We start from the raw sequence: 16,624 nt of genomic DNA on the forward strand, positions 1-16,624 counted from the left end.
CTACGCCCCTCCCAACAGGTCGCGCGAATCGAGCAAGGCGTAGACGATCCCGGGCGTGCGTTCGAAGCAGCGGCGGATCGCGGCGGGAATGGCCTCACGCGTCTTGCGGCACAAGCCCCGCTGTTCCGCCAGTTCGATGGCGATACCGCGCACCGTACGGACTTCGTTGGCGCTGGGCTCGATATGCAGCACGATACCCAGTTGCGCATGCATGCGCGCCTGCATCGCCATCAGGTCCTCCAGGGAGGCCAGGGCCTCGAGGCGAGCCACCAGCCGCTTCTCTTCTTCCTTGGTCAAAAGAAGAATGCGCCTATCGCCCTGCGGGTCGGCCAGCAAATGGTCGCGTTCGCAGATACAGGCACCGGGCGGGCATTCCTTGCGGATGGGAAACGAGGCGTTCATGCCTCGGGATTTTAGCCCCTACCCAGCAAAGGCATGGACAGCGGAAACATCGTGCCTTCGTAAAAATTCACTTCGGGCGGCAGGCTGGCCATCAGCAGCACGACGCGGGCCACGTCCTCGGCCTTCATCAACTCGCCGGGTTCGAACTTGCGGCCGGACTTGGCGGCCAGCGCCGACTCGGTCACGCCGGGATGCAGCACGCTGACCGCGATGCCGTGCGCCCGTCCGTCCAGCGCCAGCGCATGGGTCATGCCGGACAAGCCGTGCTTGGTCGTCGTGTACGGCACCGAGTCCGGCCTCGGCACCTTGGCCGCCACGCTGCCGATGTTGATGATGCGCCCCTGGCACCGCGGCTTCATGACCCGAAAGGCCTCGCGGCTGCAAAGGAAAGCACCGGTCAGGTTCACATCGAGGACGCTGCGCCAGGTGTCCAGGCTCATGTCCTCGATAGGCTGGCTGGTGGTGACGCCTGCGTTGTTGACCAGCACGTCCACGCGGCCATGGGCGGCAAGCGCCGCGCCGAACAATCGCGCCACGTCTTCCTCACGGCCGACATCGGTGACGCAGGCGAGCGCCTCGCCGCCCGCCTCGCGTACCATCCGTGCCGTCTCGTCCAAGGCATCCCGGCTGCGGGCGGCCAGCACCACGCGCGCGCCGGCTTGGCCGAACGCCACCGCCACGGCCCGGCCTATGCCGGAACTGGCGCCGGTCACGATCGCGACGCGATCCTCAAGACTTCGCATGTTTGCCCCGTCCGTTGCCCGTCATTCGACGGTCATGCCCGCGGCGCGGATAATGCGCCCCCACTTCTCGGTATCGACCGCCACCACCCGCGCGAGATCGTCCGGCCCCCCACTCAGGGGTTCGGCGCCGATGCCACGCAGAAAGCGGGCCATCTCGGGGCTGCCGGTGACCTTGAGCAACGCGGCGCTCAGCGTCTTGCGCACGGACTCGGGCGGATTGGCGGGCAGAAAGATGCCGAACCATCCCCCCAGGTCGTAGCCTTGCACCCCGGCTTCGGCCATGGTGGGCACATCGGGCAACGACGTGGGCCGCTTGCTGCCCGTCACCGCCAGCGCCTTCACGCGGCCCCCCTTGAGCTGGGGAATGGCCAGCGTCGCGTCGGCAAACAGGAAACTCACCCGCCCCCCGATCAGGTCGGTCATGGCCGGCGGCACGCCCTTGTAAGGCACGTTGACGGCATCGACGCCGGCGAGTGTCTTGTAGAGTTCTCCCGCCACCTGTCCCGTGGCGTTGCCGCTGCCCCACGAATACTTGCCGGGCTGATCCTTGAGCATCTTGGTCAACTGCGCGACGTTGTCGACCTTGGTGTGTTCGGGCGCCACCAGCAGGACGAACCCCAGGCTGGCCACCGTGCCCACCGGCGCGAAATCCTTGATGGGATCGAAGGGCAGCTTCTTGAACAAATGGACGTTGGCCGCATGGGTGGAGTTCGGCGTGAACAGGATGGTGTAGCCGTCGGCAGGCGCCTTGGCCACGAAGTCGGCGGCCAGGTTGCCGAGCGCGCCGGCCTTGTTTTCCACCACCACCGGCTGGCCGAGTTCCTTTTCCAATCCCGCGGCCACCTGGCGCGCCACATTGTCGATGCCGCTGCCCGCGGGATATCCCAGCAACATGCGCACGGGCCGCACGGGGTAGTCGGCGGCCAGGGCCGGCGCGCCGGACATCAGAGTGATCGCGGCAAACGCGGCAAGGCACTTCTTCATTGATATCGTCTCCTCTGTAAAGCGTGTCGTCACGCCGGCCGCTCGAACTTGGCCGATAGCGCGGTGCCGGACAGATGTCCGGCCAGGCTGCTGGAGGTGCCTACCGGCAATCCCGGCGCCAGCTCCATGAATTGCTTGACCGCGCGCACCGTGACCGGGCTGCACTCCAGGATCGTGGCCGCGATGCGGTCGGCCCGCGACCGCAGCTCGGCGCGCGGGACGACCTCGCTGGCCAAACCGGCCTGCCAGGCCTCGCGGGCGCCCACCAGGTCCCGCGTCAGCACCATGCGCGCGATCGTCTTCATCGGCACCCGGCCGATCAGCGCCGACATCACCAGGGCAGGAGGAATGTCGCGCTCCATCTCGGGAATCTGGAAGCTCGCGTCTTCCGCGGCCAGCGTGATGTCGCACACGCCCGCCAGGGCGCAGCCGACGCCATAGGCCTTGCCATGCACGACGGACAGCACCGGCACCGGCGCCGTCTTGAGCGCGTCGTACAGCGCGAGCGCCGGCATCGCCACATTACGCCGCAAAGCCTCGCCGGTCGGCGTCGAGCCCGGCCTGGGCATGGGCGAGACCCGCCCGGCGCAGAAATCCTCGCCCTCGCCCGACAGGCGGATCAAACGGACCTGCTCGTCCAGGTTGGAGACGGCATCGATGATCAGCCGCCCCATCTCTGCGCTCATGAGATTGCCGTTCTCGGGGGTGTTCAACACGATATCCAGCAGGCCCGAATGGCTGCGTACCGATACCGGCTCGCTCATGGCTGTACTCCTTGTGCGCGTTGTATGGCCGACCAGATCGCGGCGGGCGTGGCCGGCATGGGCAATTCCTCGCGCGTGATGCCGCGCAGCGCGTCGGCCAGCGCGTTGAAAATGGCGGCCGTGGCAGGCGTGATGCCGCTCTCTCCGCCGCCTTTCACCCCCAGCGCGTTGCCGTGGGTGCGGTCTTCGGTCAGCTCCACGTCGAAGCGCCGCGGGATCGCCCCGGCGCGCGCCACGCCGTAGTCCATGTACGAACCGCTGAAGATCTGTCCGCTTTCCGGATCGACATGGTAGTCCTCGAAAAAGGCCTGCCCTATGCCTTGCGCCAGGCCGCCATGCACCTGGCCTTCGACGATGAGCGGATTGATCGGGCGTCCGACGTCGTCGATGGACGTATAGCGCATGATCTCCACGTCGCCGGTCTCGGGATCGATCTCCAGTTCGCACACCGCCGTGCCCGTGGGATGGGCGGCGATGCGGCCGTTGAACTCGGCCTCGGCGAAAAAACGGCGCTCTTCCGGATTGCCGGGCATGCCTTTGCGCCCGATATGGGCCGCGATCTCGCCCAGGCCGGCCACATGCTGCCCGGCCTGGTCGCGCACCCGGCCGTCCTCGTAGCACAGGTCCTGCACCTGGAGGCCCCACATCGATGCCGCGGCCGACAGCGCCGTGGACCGCAGGCGCTCGCCGGCCTGCACCAGCAGGTGGCCCACCAGGCGCATGGAACGGTCCGAATGCGAACCGCCGCCCACCTTGACGAAGCGTGAATCGCCGGTGCGCATGGTCACGGCCTCGAACGGCACGCCCAGCTCGTCGGCCAGCACCTGGACGAAGCTGGTCTCGTGTCCTTGCCCCGTGCTTTGCGTGCCGACCACGAAGTCGACACTGCCGTCGGTGCCTATGGTGATCTCGATGCGCTCGCGCGGCGCGCCCACCGGCGACTCCACATAATTGGCCAGCCCCGTGCCCAGCAATTTGCCGCGCGCGCGCGCATCGCGCTTGCGCTGCTCCGCCTCGCTCCACTGCGATACCACCAGGGCCCGCTCCATGTTAGCGGCGAAGCTGCCGCTGTCGTAGGTCAGCCCCATGGGACTGCGATACGGCATCTGCGCCGGCTGGATGAGATTGCGCCGGCGCAGTTCAATGCGGTCCATGCCCATCTCGTCGGCGGCGATATCCAGCATGCGCTCCATCACATGCGTGGCTTCCGGACGGCCCGCGCCCCGATAAGGACCGGTTGGCGGCGTGTTCGTGAGCACCGCGGACAGCAGCGCCGTGGCCGCGGGCACGTGGTAGACCGTAGTCATGATGCGCGAGCCGTTGGCAAGCGGCACATACGACACGGTATGGGCGCCGATATTGCCGATGATCTCGTTGTCTATGCCCAGGATGCGTCCTTGCGCATCGAATGCGATGGCCGCCCGTATGACCTGGTCGCGCCCCTGGTAGTCGGACAGGAAGGCCTCGTTGCGGTCGCTGGTCCATTTCACCGGCTGCCCGACGCGGCGCGCGGCCCACAGCACCGCAAGCTGATCGGGATTCACGCAACTGCGCGGACCGAAGCCGCCGCCCACGTCAGGCGACACCACCCGCAATTTCGCCGGGGATATCCCCAATGCATCGGCGATGCACATCTGCTGGCGCGTCACGCCCTGGCTACCCGAGATCAGCAGGTATTCGCCGGAACTGGCGTCGAAGCTGCCCAGCGCCGAGCGCGGCTCCATCTGGCAATTGACGACGCGGCTGTTGCGAAATTCCCGGCGCACGACGCAATGGGCGCGGGCAAAGGCTTCGCGCACCGCGGCCTCATCGCCCACCCGGGCCTGGAAGCACAGATTGCGCGGGGCGCCGTCCCACAATTGCGGCGCCCCGTCTTCCATTGCCTGCACCGCGTCCACCACGGCGGGCAAGGGCTCATAGTCGATCTGCACCATTTCGCAGGCATCGCGCGCCTCGCGCATGCTGCGGGCCACCACCAGCACCACCGGCTCGCCGACGTGGCGCACGCGATCCACCACCAAGGGCAGATGCCGCTGATTGAAAATGCTGCCGGTCAGCGAATGCTGGAAGGCGCGCTCCTTGAAGGCAATGGCATCGGCGGGATTGGGAATATGGTCCATGCCGCGCAGGCCGTCATCCAGGTAATCCTGGCCGCGCAGCACGGCGATCACCCCGGGCGCCTGCGCCGCCGCCTCGATGTCGATGCCGCGGATGATGGCATGGGCATGCGTGGACCGCACGAATGCGCCGTAGGCCTGGCCGGGCAGATTCACGTCGTCGGTATAGCGGCCCTGGCCCCGCACCAGCCGCTGGTCTTCGGCGCGCGGGCGCGGCTGGCCGACCAATCGGCTATCCATGCTGCCTCCCGACCGGCTTGCCCGCTTCGGCACGGGCACGAGCCGCGTGCTTGACCGCCTCGATGATGTTGACGTAGCCGGTGCAGCGGCAGATGTTTCCTTCCAGGGCGCGATGGATGCGCTCGTCGTCCAGCGAGCCGTCGGTATCCAGGTAGTAGTCGATCGCCATCATCATGCCCGGCGTACAGAAACCGCATTGCAGGCCATGGCAGGCGACGAAGGCCGCCGGCACCTCGCCCAGCTGCTGCGGCGTCGACAATCCCTCCACGGTCAGCACCTCGCCGCCGCTGGCCTGCGCGGCCAGCACCGTGCACGACTTGACCGCGGCGCCGTCGAGCTTGACCGTGCATGCGCCGCACTGGCTGGTGTCGCAGCCGACGTGGGTGCCGGTCAGGCCCAGCTCGCCGCGCAGCAGTTCCACCAGCAGGGTCCGGTCATCCACCTCGCGGCTCGTCGCCACGCCATTGACGCGCAGTTCCACACGACTCATGGCGCGACCTTCTCTTCCACCTTGGCGCTGAAGCGTTCGAAGAACTCGGCCGCCATCTTGTTGGCGACCGAGCCCACCAGCCGCGCGCCTATCTGCGCGAGCTTGCCGCCGACCTGGGCCTGCGCCACGTAGGTCAGCACCGTGCCCTCCCCGTCTTCGGCCAGCTCGACATCGGCCACCATTTTCCCGAAGCCGGCGATGCCGCCGTCGCCCTGGCCGACGATGCGATAGCCCTGCGGCGGGCGCTTGTCCGCGATGCTCAGGGTCCCCTTGAAGCGCGCCTTCACCGGGCCGATGGCGGCCACCACCACGGCGGCGTACTCGTCCTGCGCCGCTCCGGCGGTGAACGATTCGCAGCCGGGCACGCATGCCTGCAGGATTTCCGGGGTGTTCAGGTATTCCCACACCCGTTCGCGGGGCGCCCGCAACGTATGCGATCCTTTCAGTTCCATGACTTCTCCACCTTGCTCGGCCTCGCTCCGGGCCGTCCGCGATTCAAGATAATTGCGCCCAGGCGCGCCGCGCCATCACCCGCACCAGGTTGGCGCGATAGGCGGCGCTGCCCGCGCGGTCGTCGTTCAGTTCATCGGCATCCAGGGGAACCGTGGCCAGCGCCCCGGCGTCGCCGCCGGCCAGCGCCGCCTCCGCCTCGTGCCAGCGGAAAACACAGGGCCCGGCCCCGGTCACCGCCACCCGCACGCCCTGCGCGGTATCGGCGATGAACACGCCCGTTACCGCGTAGCCCGTGGCCTTGTGGCGATACTTGGCATAGGCGCTGCGGCGAGGAATGGGAAACTCGAAGCCCACGATGATCTCGCCCGGGACCAGCGCGGTCTCGAACATGCCGGTAAAGAAATCGTCGGCGGCGATGCGCCGGCCGCTGCTGACCACGGTCGCCCCCAGCCCCAGCACGGCGGCCGGATAGTCGGCGGAGGGATCGTTGTTGGCCACCGATCCGCCCATGGTGCCGCGGTTGCGCACCTGCGGATCGGCGATCAGGCCGGCCAGGGCCGCCAGGCCCGGAATGGTCTCGCCCACCAGGGCCGATTCGGCCACCTGCACATGGCGCGTGGCGGCACCGATTTTCAGCATGTCGCCGTCGCGCGAGATGCCTTGCAGCTCCGGCAGGCGCGTCAGGTCAACCAGGTGCGAAGGCGCCGCCAGCCGCTGCTTGAGCGTGGGCACCAGGGTCATGCCGCCCGACAGGGGGCGGGCTTCGGGCTCGCGGGCCAGGCAGTCCAGCGCTTCCTGCAAGGTGGCCGGACGCACATAGCTCAGGGGGTACACATCGTCTCCGTCATTATCGTGGGCGGCCGCGACATGCCGCGCCGCCTGATCCCCGCTAACTGTAGAAGAAACACCGCAAAGGCTGAAACACGGGTTTGCGATGGCCTCACAAACATTTTCGATAAGTGTCGAAAATGGCGCTCAATCCTGGTAGCGCTTGAGCATCGTACGGGCGATGACCAGTTGCAGGACCTGGGAGGTGCCTTCGTAGATGCGCAGCGCCCGGGCATCGCGGTACAGGCGTTCGACGTGGTGATCGGCCACGTAGCCCGAGCCACCGTGGATCTGCAGGGCCCGGTCGGCGATGCGCGACAGCGCCTCCGAGCAGAAATACTTGGCGGCCGCCGCCTGGTTGCGCACGTCTTCTCCGCGCGCCAGGGCCTGGCCCGCCTGCATCACCAGCGCGTGTCCGGCCAGGTATTCGGTTTCGGAATCGGCCAGCATGGCTTGCACCAGCTGGAATTCGGAGATGGGCTGGCCGAACTGCTTGCGCTGCAGGGCGTAGCGCGCCGCCTCGTCGATCAGCCGGCGCGCCATGCCCAGCCCGGAGGCCGCCACGCTGATGCGGCCGTGATCCAGCACCTGCATGGCGGTCCTGAACCCCTGCCCCAGCGCGGGCTCCCCGCCTATCACGTTGGATACCGGCACCCGCACGTTCTCGAAGATCACGTCGCTGATGGGCGAGCCGCGCTGGCCCAGCTTCTTCTCGGACTTGCCTATGTGCAGCCCCGGCGTATCCCGATCGACCAGGATGGCGCTGATGCCGGCCGCGCCCGGACGGGACGGGTCGGTGCGCGCCATGACGGTGAAGACGTGGGCACGCGTGGCGTTGGTGATGAAGCGCTTGGTGCCGTTGATGACCAGCATGTCGCCGTCGCGCTCGGCACGCGTCCTCAGGCTGGCCGCGTCCGAACCGGCGTCGGGTTCGGTCAGGCAGAATGCCGCGCGCAGCTCGCCGCTGGCCAGGCCCGGCAGATACTTCTGCTTCTGCTCCTCGGTACCGGCCAGCACCAGGCCCTTGCTGCCTATGCCCACGTTGGGCCAGAACACCAGCCGGAAGGCCGGCGAGGTATAGCTGAAGGCCATCTGCACCTGCAATTCCTGCATCAGGTCCAGTTCGCAGCCGCCGTAGGCCTCGGGAATCCCCAGGCCGAACAGGCCCATTTGCTTCATTTCCTCGATGACCTCGGGCGGCACTTCCTCCTTTTCCTCCACCTGCCGCTCCAGCGGCATCAGGCGTTGGCGGATGAAGCGCTCGACCGAGTCCATCAACTGAGGAAAGGTCTCGCTATCGAATGACGACATAAGATTGCTCTCCGTACAAGCGCGGCGCCCTCAGGACGCCGGCGCCGCATCCATGACGAACAGCGCGTCCAGGGCCACGACGCCCTTGCCCGCGGGCAAGGCAATCAGCGGATTGATGTCGATCTCCGCGATCCCGGGATTGGCCAGCATCAGCGCGGACAGGCGCCGCACCACGGCCGCGACCGCCGCCACGTCCACCGGCGGCGCGCCGCGCAGGCCGGACAGTAGTTTGGCGCCCTTCAGCCGCTGCAGTTCACGCATGATCTGCGCCTCGGTCAGGTCGGGCGGCAAAAGGCGTACGTCGTGCAAGGCCTCGATCCATATCCCGCCCAGCCCCACCAGCGTCACCACGCCCCAATTGGGATCGCGGCGCCCGCCCACCACCAGTTCCAGGCCGGGGCTGGACATGGCCTCGACCAGCATGCCGTCCAGCGCGATATCGGGGCAATGCCGGGCCACCGAGGATTGGATGCGCTGCCACGCATCGCCCAGCGCCGCGGCATCGCGCAGGTTGACCGCCACGCCGCCCACGTCGCTCTTGTGCATGAGCGTGTCGGCCTGGGCCTTGAGCACCACCGGATAGCCGATCTCGCGCGCCAGCGCCTCGGCTTCGGCCGGCGTGCGGGCCAGCCCGCCCCGTGGCGTGGAGATGCCCAGCTCGCGCAGCCATTGCTTGCCCTTGAACTCGGCCAGCGGCCCCGGCTGAAGATCGTCGCGGCGCAGGCCGGATTCCGCCCCGCTGCGTTCGGTCGCCTCGGCGTGCAGGCGTCCGTAGCGGTGCACGTGGGCCATGGCACGCATGGCGCGGTCGGGCGACCGCAGGAACGGCATGCCGCTCGCATGGACCCGCTCCAGGAATTCGCTGCCCAGCGGGCCGCTGTCGCCCATGATGACGAAGCACACCGGCTTGCGCGATGCCTGCATCACCGGCAACAGCGAATCCGCCTTGGCCACTTGCTGCGCGGGCGAGCCGCCCATCAGCGGCATGATCAGGCTCCCCACGCCGGGATCGTCCAGGATGGCCCGCGCCGACAGCCCGAAGATCTCCGGTTTCTGCATGCCGATCGCCGTCAGGTCCAGCGGATTGTCGGGCGCCATGAAGTCCGGCAGGATCTGCGACAAGGCCTGCATCGTGGCGGGCTGGAAATCGGCCAGCTGCAGGCCGATGTCTTCGCAGAAATCCAGCGCCAGTCCGCGCAGGGCGCCCGAGTTCGAGGCCACGGCGGCCCGGCCTTCGGTCACGGGCTGCGGGTAGCGCGCCAGGATGGCCGTCACATCGAACATTTCGTCCATGCTGTCGACCACCACCACGCCTTCGCGCTCGACCAGCGTGCGCATGACCTGGTGGTCGCCCGCCAATGCGCCCGTGTGCGACTTGGCCGCCTCGCGGGCGCGCTGGCTGCGGCCCGGGTGCATCAGCACGATGGGCTTGCCCAGCTCGCGCGCGCGGCTCGCCACGCGCAGGAATTCGGCGGGCTTGCGCAGCATTTCGACGAACACCGCGAAAGCGTCGACGTCGGGCGCATCGACCAGCGCGGACAGGAAATCCTCGGCGCCCAGCACCGCTTCGTTGCCGGTCGAGATCGAGAACGAAACCCCCAGCCCGCGCCCCAGGAAGGCCTGGCGCAGGTTGCCGCTCATCGCGCCGCTCTGGGCCACGATGCCTATGCGCGGACCGCTGCGGACCGGCGCCGGCTGCACCGGCTCGAAGGTCAGCGGGACGGCATCCGCGAAATTGATGAACCCCAGGCAGTTGGGCCCCAGCACCGCCACGCCATGGCGGTGCGCGATGGCGGCCATGGCCTCCTGCGCGGCCCGGCCTTCGTCGCCCATTTCGGCAAAACCCGAGGCGAACACCACCGCCGCGCCTACGCCCCGGCGCCCGCAGGCCGCGACGGAATCGGCCACCGCCACCTGCGGCACCACCAGCACGGCCACGTCCACGCCTTCCGGCAGTTCGTCGATGGACTTGAAACAGCGGATGCCGTTGACTTCGTCCCGGCTGCGGCTGACCAGATGCAGTTGCCCGGCATAGCCGAAGCGCTGCAGGTTGGCCAACAGCAGGCCGCTGACCGAACCCGGCTCGGGCGAAGCGCCGACCACGGCGATCGACTTGGGCCGCAGCAGGCGGTCCAGAGCGAATGAAGACATGCGATACCCCTTCGTGCCGTCTTAGCGCTGATACGCGCCGAGGCCGGGCTTGAACGACTTCTCGTCCAGGAATTGCTTCATGGCATTGTCGCGGCCGCGCTCGGGATCGTGGAAGGTGGACTGGTCGACCTTGGCCATCAGGTAATCGGTCGCCTGCTCCCAGCTCATTTCGGCCGCCATGCGATGGGCGATCTTGGCCGTGCGCAGCACGGTGGGGTTCTTTTCCATCAGGACCTTGGCCAGTTGACGGGTCCGCTCGCGCAGGCGCTCGCGCGGCACGGCCTCGTTGACCAGGCCGATATCCGCGGCGCGGCGGCCGTCGAAGGTTTCGCCCGTCATCACGTAGTACATGGCTTCGCGTTCGCGCACGAGCGAGGCCACCGCGCGGCTGACGACGCCGGCCGGGATGATGCCCCAGTTGATCTCGGAGAGCCCGAACTGCGCGTCCTCGGCGGCGATCGCCAGGTCGCAGGACACCAGCGGCGTGAAGGCGCCGCCGAAGCACCAGCCGTTGACCATGGCGATGGTGGGCTTGGCGTAGAAGCGCAACTGGCGCCATTGCCACTGGGCGTTGGCGCGATACAGCTTGATGCGTTCCTTGGGATCGTTGTCCGTGCCGCGGAAGTATTCACGCAGGTCCATGCCGGCCGAGAACGCGTCGCCCGCGCCGGTCAGCACCAGGACCTTGCAGCGGTCGTCCGCCTCGAGTTCCTCCAGCACCCGGACCATGTTGTAGACGATGCCCGGGTTGATGGCGTTGCGTTTCGTGGGCCGGTTCAAGGTGACCCATGCGATGCCGTCTTCGAAATCGACGAGTACGGGCGATTGGTCGTTGGACTGGACGGCGGTCTGGTTGGCGCTCATGGCTTGTCTCCTCGTGGATGCCGGATGAATTGCGTACGAGGCATTATATAAGATTACTTTATATAAGGAAACATTCTTTTATTTCATGAGGGCTCGGGGTTTTCCTTGATCGTCGATATTGTTTTTATCCATATAATTTTATCGACAAAAATTTTCATTGAGAGTTTTATCGATTTTTTTCCAGACCGCCTGAACGACAACGACAAGAGGCGCGTCCCGATCCCGTCGGGAATACCGCCATGGAGGAGGAACACATCATGAAGAACCCGGTTTTTCTGGCTGGGCTTTCCACAGCCTGCCTCGCAGCCCTGACCATCGCCGCGCCCGCCGCCGGCGGCGACACGTTTCCCGACCGTCCCATCAAGCTGATCCTGCCCTTTTCGCCCGGCGGCAACCCCGACACCGTGTCGCGCATCCTCGCCCAGGAAATGGGCAAGCGGCTCAAGCAGGCGGTCATCGTGGAGAACCGCGCGGGAGCCAACTCCATCATCGCGTCGGAGCTCGTGGCCAAGGCGCCGGCCGACGGCTATACCCTGCTCTACACGACCGGCTCGCACGTCATCAATCCCCTGCTGTACAAGTCCCTGCCCTACGACACCGCCAAGGATTTCGTCCCCGTCGTGCTGGTGGGATCGACGCGCGGCCAGGTACTCGTGGTCACGCCCTCCCTGCCGGTCAAGACCGTGCAGGACCTGGTCAAGCTCGCCAAGCCGGCCAACTCCAACATCCCCTACGGCTCGGCCGGCATCGGCAACACCATGCACCTGGTCGCCGAGTACTTCAACTACAAGGCGGGCACCCACCTGGTACACGTCCCCTACAAGGGCGCCGCCCCCGCCATGAATGCGGTCATGTCCGGCGAAGTGAAGTTGGCCTTCCTCAACCCGGTCTCGGCGATCGAACAGGTCAAGAGCGGAACGCTGCGCGCGATCGCCGTGACCGGCTCGACGCGTTTCCCGCAATTGCCCGACGTGCCGACGATGGAGGAAGCCGGCGTCGCCGGCTATGAAGTCCAGGGTGGCTGGCAGGGGGCGCTGGCCCCGGCGGGCACGCCGCCCGAGATCGTCGCCAAGCTGAACCGCGCCTTCAACGACGCGCTGGCCTCGCCCGCGATCAAGGAGCGCCTTGCCTCCATGGGGCTGGACGTGGCGGGCGGGTCGCCCCAGGACATGGCGAACTACCTCGCCAAGGAAACCGCGACCTACACCGACATCATGCAGGCCGCCAGGATCGAAAAACAATAGCCACGCAAGCGGAGACCCGATCGTGACCGAACCGAACACCCCAGCCCGGCATCGAGCCGCCCCCCATGCCCTCGTCTTCGAAAAAGACGTCGAGATCCCGATGGACGACGGCATCGTCCTGAAGGCGAACGTTTTCCGCCCCGCCGAACCGGGGCGCTACCCTGTCGTCATGGCCCAGGGGGTATACGGCAAGGACGTCCACTTCGCCGACGGCTTCAAGCCGCAATGGGAGAAACTGCAGCGCCTGCATCCCGGCCTGTGCCAGGACGGCTCCACTGGCCGCTACCTGCGCTGGGAAACCGTGGACCCCGAGCGGTGGGTGCCCGACGGCTACGTCGTCATCCACGTCGACGCGCGCGGCAGCGGCAAGTCGCCGGGCTACCTCGACCCCATGTCGCCGCGCGAAATCCAGGACTACCGCGACGCCATCGAGTGGGCCGGCACGCAATCCTGGAGCAACGGCAAGGTCGGCCTGATCGGCATCTCGTACTATGCCGCCACCCAATGGCGTGTCGCCGCGCTGCGTCCCAGGCACCTGGCCGCCATCGTGCCCTGGGAGGGCCGGTCCGACCACTACCGCGACTACGGCTACCATGGCGGCATCCGCAGCAACGGCTTCCTGAACTCATGGTGGCCCAAGCAGGTGCTGTCCAACCAGCATGGCAACGGCGATACCCCCTATCGCGACCGCGACGACGGCCAGCCCACGACCGGCCCCGCGCTGAGCGCAGCCCTGCTGGCCGCCAACCGCAGCGACTATCCCGCGGAAATGGCGCGGCACGGCTTGTGCGACGCCTGGCACAAGGAACGCACGCCCGACCTTTCCCGCATCACCGTCCCCGTCCTGTCCGCCGGCAACTGGGGAGGCCCCGGCAACCACCTGCGCGGCAACATCGAAGGCTACCTGCGTGCCGGCTCCACGCAGAAATGGCTGTCGATGCACATCGGCACCCACTACGAAAGCTTCTACCTGCCCCGCTACATCGCGCTGCAAAAACAATTCTTCGATCACTTCCTGAAAGGCCTGCCCAACGGCTGGGACCAGACCCCGCCCGTCCTGCTGTCCATCCGGACCGTAGAGGGCGAAATCCGCCGCGCCGAACACGAGTTTCCGCTCGCGCGCACCCGGTGGACCAGGTTCTACCTGCATCCGGGCAACGCGACCCTCGATACCGCCGCTCCCGCCCAAGCCGCCAGCGCCGGCTTTCAGGCCCAGCACGAGCACCTGGACTTCACCACCCCGCCCTTCGAAGCCACGACCGAGATCACCGGCTTCATCCCGCTGCGCATCTGGGTGTCCTCCTCCACCCGGGATGCCGACCTCTTCGCCGTCCTCCGGCTTTTCGATCCCGACGGCAAGGAAATCGTCTTCGACGGCGCCCACGAACCGACGCCGCTGACCCGGGGATGGCTGCGCGCCTCGCACCGCAAGGTCGACGAACAGATGTCCATGCCTTACCGGATCTTCCATGCGCACGACGAGGTCCAGAAGATCGAACCCGGTACCGCCTATCCCCTCGACCTCGAAATCTGGCCCACCTCCATCGTCATCCCGCGCGGCTACCGCCTGCGCCTGACGATACAAGGCAGGGATTTCGAATTCGAAGGCATCAAGGGCCGGCTCACCCATACCGACCCCGCGGATCGCGGCGGCGAGGATTTCCAGGGCCGTACCACCGTGTACAGCGGACCGGAACAGGCGTCCTATCTGACGCTGCCCATCATCCCCGCCAGCGACTGACAGGCTATCGTGCCGCTTCGGGGGCGAACACGCGCAACCGATGCCCGTCCGGATCCCGCGCGACGAAGGAGCGGCCGAACTCCAGGGTCGTGGGAGGCATGAGCAGCGAAATGCCGCGCGCCGTCCAGTCCGCGCAGCGCGCGTCGACCGCCTCGTAGCTGTCCATGCGCAAGACGAGTTCGCTGCCGCCGGCCGGCGCGCCGGCCGGCGGCTCGACGGTGTGCCGCGACCACAGGCCGAGCATCAGGCCGGTATCCAGCGCGAACAGCACGAAGGTGGGCGAGGATTCGATCGGGCGGGCGCCCAGCAGGTCCGCATAGAACCGGCCGCTGGCCTCGGGTTGGTCGACGTAGAGAATGACGAAGTTGGGATGGTCCATGAAGTCGCTCCTGGTTGGTAGACGTGTCCAGGATAGCGACCCATGCTGCCAATTTCTGGCAGCATCAAACTTCCTGTGGAGGAATGCCCTCTTTCTCGCGCCATGCCTTCAGCAAGGCCTGGCGCCGGCGCGGGTAGCGCTGGTCCGTGGCGGTCATGGCCTGGATGCGGTCGGTCCGGAAATGGCGGAAATCCTGGCGCAGTTCGCACCAGCCCAGCACCACGCGCGACTGCTCGAAGAACCCCAGGCCGAACGGCCAGATGAGGCGATGCGAGGCGGCGCCGTCGCCGTCGCGGTAGACGATGTCGAGCTTGTGTTCGGCACGGATCGCACGGCGGATCTCGGACAGGTCCACCCGCTCCTGGGCGAACGCCGGCCCCACCAGCAGCGCGGACGTATCCAGGCCGCGGCGCAGCTCGTCGGGCAGGACGGCGGCGATCTTGGCCAGGGCATTGCGGGCCGCCCAGGCCAGCGGCCCGTCGGTGCGGCGGGCCACCCATCGCGACCCCAGCACCAGAGCCTCGATCTCTTCTTCCGAGAACATCATGGGGGGCAGCAGGAAACCCGGTTTCAGCACGTAGCCCAGGCCGGGCTCGCCCTCGATCTGGGCACCCTGGGCCTGCAGGCTGGCGATGTCGCGATAGAGCGTACGCAGGCTGACGCCCAGCTCCTCGGCCAGCAGCCGCCCGCTGACCGGCCGCCTGCGGCGCCGCAGGGCCTGGAGCAAGGCGAACAGGCGCTCGGACCGGGACACGGCGGCAGGCTCGCGGCCGCTATCCGGCCAGGGCCCGCAACGAAGCCGGCACGGGAAAATCCGCGGCCATGTCGCGGAAGGCCCGGTCGGCCCAGGCGGCCCCGACCTCGGTCCCATGAGTGGCCTTCCAGGCGGGACGGCGGTCCTTGTCGATCAGCAAGGCCCGGATGCCTTCCTGGAAGTCGCCGCGGGTACAGCACCACAGGGCGACCTGGTACTCCAGCTGGAAGACCTGGGCCAGCGACATATGGCGCGTGCGATGCTGCAGTTCCCAGGCCAGCCGCGCGGTGCTCGGCGCGCCCTTGGCCAGGGCATCGCGCGCCCCCTCCAGCCACGGGTCCCCGCCGTCGTATTGCAGGATGGCGCCGATGACGTCGTCCAGCGCCGGTGCCCGGCACAGCGCCGCCACGGCATCCAGATTGCGCCGCAACGGGCCTTCCGCCGGATCCGGGGCGGCGTGGCAGGCATCGAGCACGTCGTGCAGCAGGAGGTCGTCGGTGCGGCGATCGCCGGCCCAGGCCTGCCTGGCCAGCGCATCCAGCACCTGCTGCTTGCGGGCATGGGCGATGTGGTAGTCGGCCCAGCCGGCGAACAGCGCGTCGGCGGCTTGCAGCGTCGCGCCGGTCAGCCCCAGGAACAGGCCCGACTTGCCCGGCATGCGGTTCAGGGCCCAGGACATGCCCACGTCGGGAAACAGGCCGATGACGATCTCGGGCATGGCCAGGCGCGACGTTTCCGTGACGACGCGGTGGCTCGCGCCCATCAGCAGGCCCATGCCCCCGCCCATGACGATGCCGTTGCCCCAGCACAGCAGCGGCTTGGGATAGACATGGATCGCGTGGTTCAGGCCGTATTCGCGCTCGAAGAAACGGGCGATGCGGCGCGGCGGACCGTCGCCCCGGTGTTCGAGCATCTCGCGGTACACGCTTCGCAGGTCGCCGCCGGCGCATAGCGCGCGCCCTTCCCCTTCCAGCACCACGACCGCGATGGCCGGATCTGCGGCCCAGGCATCGAGCTGCGCCGCCAGGCTTTCGGCCATTTCCAGCGACAGGGCATTGAGCGTGGCCTGCGCATCGAGCGTGGCCACGCCCAGGCGCCGCCCTCCGCCGGCGGAGATTTCACGGAAGTGGACCGGAGGCGTGGCGCGGGCCTGCATGAC

At 67.7% G+C, this 16,624-nt stretch carries 16 protein-coding genes; 2 read left to right on the forward strand and 14 right to left on the reverse strand.

Features of this window, described 5'->3' with window-relative positions; genetic code table 11:
- The 11 genes from ABD104_RS25900 to ABD104_RS25950 all read right to left on the reverse strand — a co-directional run bounded on the left by ABD104_RS25900 (position 1) and on the right by ABD104_RS25950 (position 11,347).
- Positions 1-402: a hypothetical protein gene (locus ABD104_RS25900; protein ID WP_087841258.1), complete on the reverse strand. Its 402-nt coding sequence runs from the start codon at positions 400-402 to the stop codon at positions 1-3.
- An 11-nt stretch (positions 403-413) separates the two neighbouring features.
- Positions 414-1,145, reverse strand: coding sequence for an SDR family oxidoreductase (locus ABD104_RS25905; RefSeq protein WP_343928463.1), 732 nt, complete (start codon positions 1,143-1,145; stop codon positions 414-416).
- A 21-nt stretch (positions 1,146-1,166) separates the two neighbouring features.
- Positions 1,167-2,129, reverse strand: coding sequence for a Bug family tripartite tricarboxylate transporter substrate binding protein (locus ABD104_RS25910; protein WP_343928464.1), 963 nt, complete (start codon positions 2,127-2,129; stop codon positions 1,167-1,169).
- Between the two features lie 29 nt (positions 2,130-2,158).
- Positions 2,159-2,893, reverse strand: coding sequence for an enoyl-CoA hydratase/isomerase family protein (locus tag ABD104_RS25915; protein WP_087841255.1), 735 nt, complete (start codon positions 2,891-2,893; stop codon positions 2,159-2,161).
- Positions 2,890-5,250, reverse strand: coding sequence for a xanthine dehydrogenase family protein molybdopterin-binding subunit (locus ABD104_RS25920; protein ID WP_343928465.1), 2,361 nt, complete (start codon positions 5,248-5,250; stop codon positions 2,890-2,892). Before ABD104_RS25920 ends, ABD104_RS25915 begins: the two co-directional genes overlap by 4 nt.
- Positions 5,243-5,740 (reverse strand): (2Fe-2S)-binding protein, encoded by a 498-nt coding sequence (locus ABD104_RS25925; protein ID WP_279818394.1) that lies wholly within the window; start codon positions 5,738-5,740, stop codon positions 5,243-5,245. Before ABD104_RS25925 ends, ABD104_RS25920 begins: the two co-directional genes overlap by 8 nt.
- The gene (locus tag ABD104_RS25930; RefSeq protein WP_087841252.1) at positions 5,737-6,192 is read right to left on the reverse strand and encodes an SRPBCC family protein; all 456 of its coding nucleotides are present in this window, start codon (positions 6,190-6,192) and stop codon (positions 5,737-5,739) included. Before ABD104_RS25930 ends, ABD104_RS25925 begins: the two co-directional genes overlap by 4 nt.
- 43 nt (positions 6,193-6,235) lie before the next feature.
- The gene (locus ABD104_RS25935) at positions 6,236-7,027 is read right to left on the reverse strand and encodes an FAD binding domain-containing protein (protein ID WP_343928466.1); all 792 of its coding nucleotides are present in this window, start codon (positions 7,025-7,027) and stop codon (positions 6,236-6,238) included.
- 141 nt (positions 7,028-7,168) lie between these two features.
- Positions 7,169-8,332, reverse strand: a complete 1,164-nt coding sequence (locus ABD104_RS25940; RefSeq protein WP_087841250.1) for an acyl-CoA dehydrogenase family protein — start codon at positions 8,330-8,332, stop codon at positions 7,169-7,171.
- Between the two features lie 30 nt (positions 8,333-8,362).
- A complete protein-coding gene (locus ABD104_RS25945; protein WP_343928467.1) occupies positions 8,363-10,483 on the reverse strand; it encodes an acetate--CoA ligase family protein in 2,121 nt (706 codons plus the stop codon).
- Between the two features lie 21 nt (positions 10,484-10,504).
- Positions 10,505-11,347 (reverse strand): p-hydroxycinnamoyl CoA hydratase/lyase, encoded by an 843-nt coding sequence (locus tag ABD104_RS25950; RefSeq protein WP_343928468.1) that lies wholly within the window; start codon positions 11,345-11,347, stop codon positions 10,505-10,507.
- Between the two features lie 257 nt (positions 11,348-11,604).
- On the opposite strand from ABD104_RS25950, the gene ABD104_RS25955 reads away from it, so the two are divergent.
- Together ABD104_RS25955 and ABD104_RS25960 are read left to right on the forward strand one after the other, a co-directional pair.
- On the forward strand, positions 11,605-12,591 hold the full coding sequence (locus ABD104_RS25955) for a tripartite tricarboxylate transporter substrate binding protein (protein ID WP_165963265.1): 987 nt from the start codon (positions 11,605-11,607) through the stop codon (positions 12,589-12,591).
- A 22-nt stretch (positions 12,592-12,613) separates the two neighbouring features.
- Positions 12,614-14,332: a CocE/NonD family hydrolase gene (locus ABD104_RS25960; protein WP_338618761.1), complete on the forward strand. Its 1,719-nt coding sequence runs from the start codon at positions 12,614-12,616 to the stop codon at positions 14,330-14,332.
- Between the two features lie 4 nt (positions 14,333-14,336).
- Here ABD104_RS25960 and ABD104_RS25965 read toward each other — a convergent pair whose 3' ends face one another.
- From ABD104_RS25965 to ABD104_RS25975, 3 genes are all read right to left on the reverse strand, one after another.
- Positions 14,337-14,711, reverse strand: a complete 375-nt coding sequence (locus tag ABD104_RS25965) for a VOC family protein (RefSeq protein WP_279818403.1) — start codon at positions 14,709-14,711, stop codon at positions 14,337-14,339.
- A 64-nt stretch (positions 14,712-14,775) separates the two neighbouring features.
- Complete coding sequence (locus tag ABD104_RS25970) at positions 14,776-15,465, reverse strand: helix-turn-helix transcriptional regulator (RefSeq protein WP_343928469.1); 690 nt, start codon at positions 15,463-15,465, stop codon at positions 14,776-14,778.
- A 19-nt stretch (positions 15,466-15,484) separates the two neighbouring features.
- Positions 15,485-16,621: an enoyl-CoA hydratase/isomerase family protein gene (locus ABD104_RS25975; protein WP_087841243.1), complete on the reverse strand. Its 1,137-nt coding sequence runs from the start codon at positions 16,619-16,621 to the stop codon at positions 15,485-15,487.
- Positions 16,622-16,624 lie beyond the last annotated feature (3 nt).

The sequence above is a fragment of the Pigmentiphaga daeguensis genome, assembly GCF_039523035.1.
GTDB lineage: Bacteria > Pseudomonadota > Gammaproteobacteria > Burkholderiales > Burkholderiaceae_B > Pigmentiphaga > Pigmentiphaga daeguensis.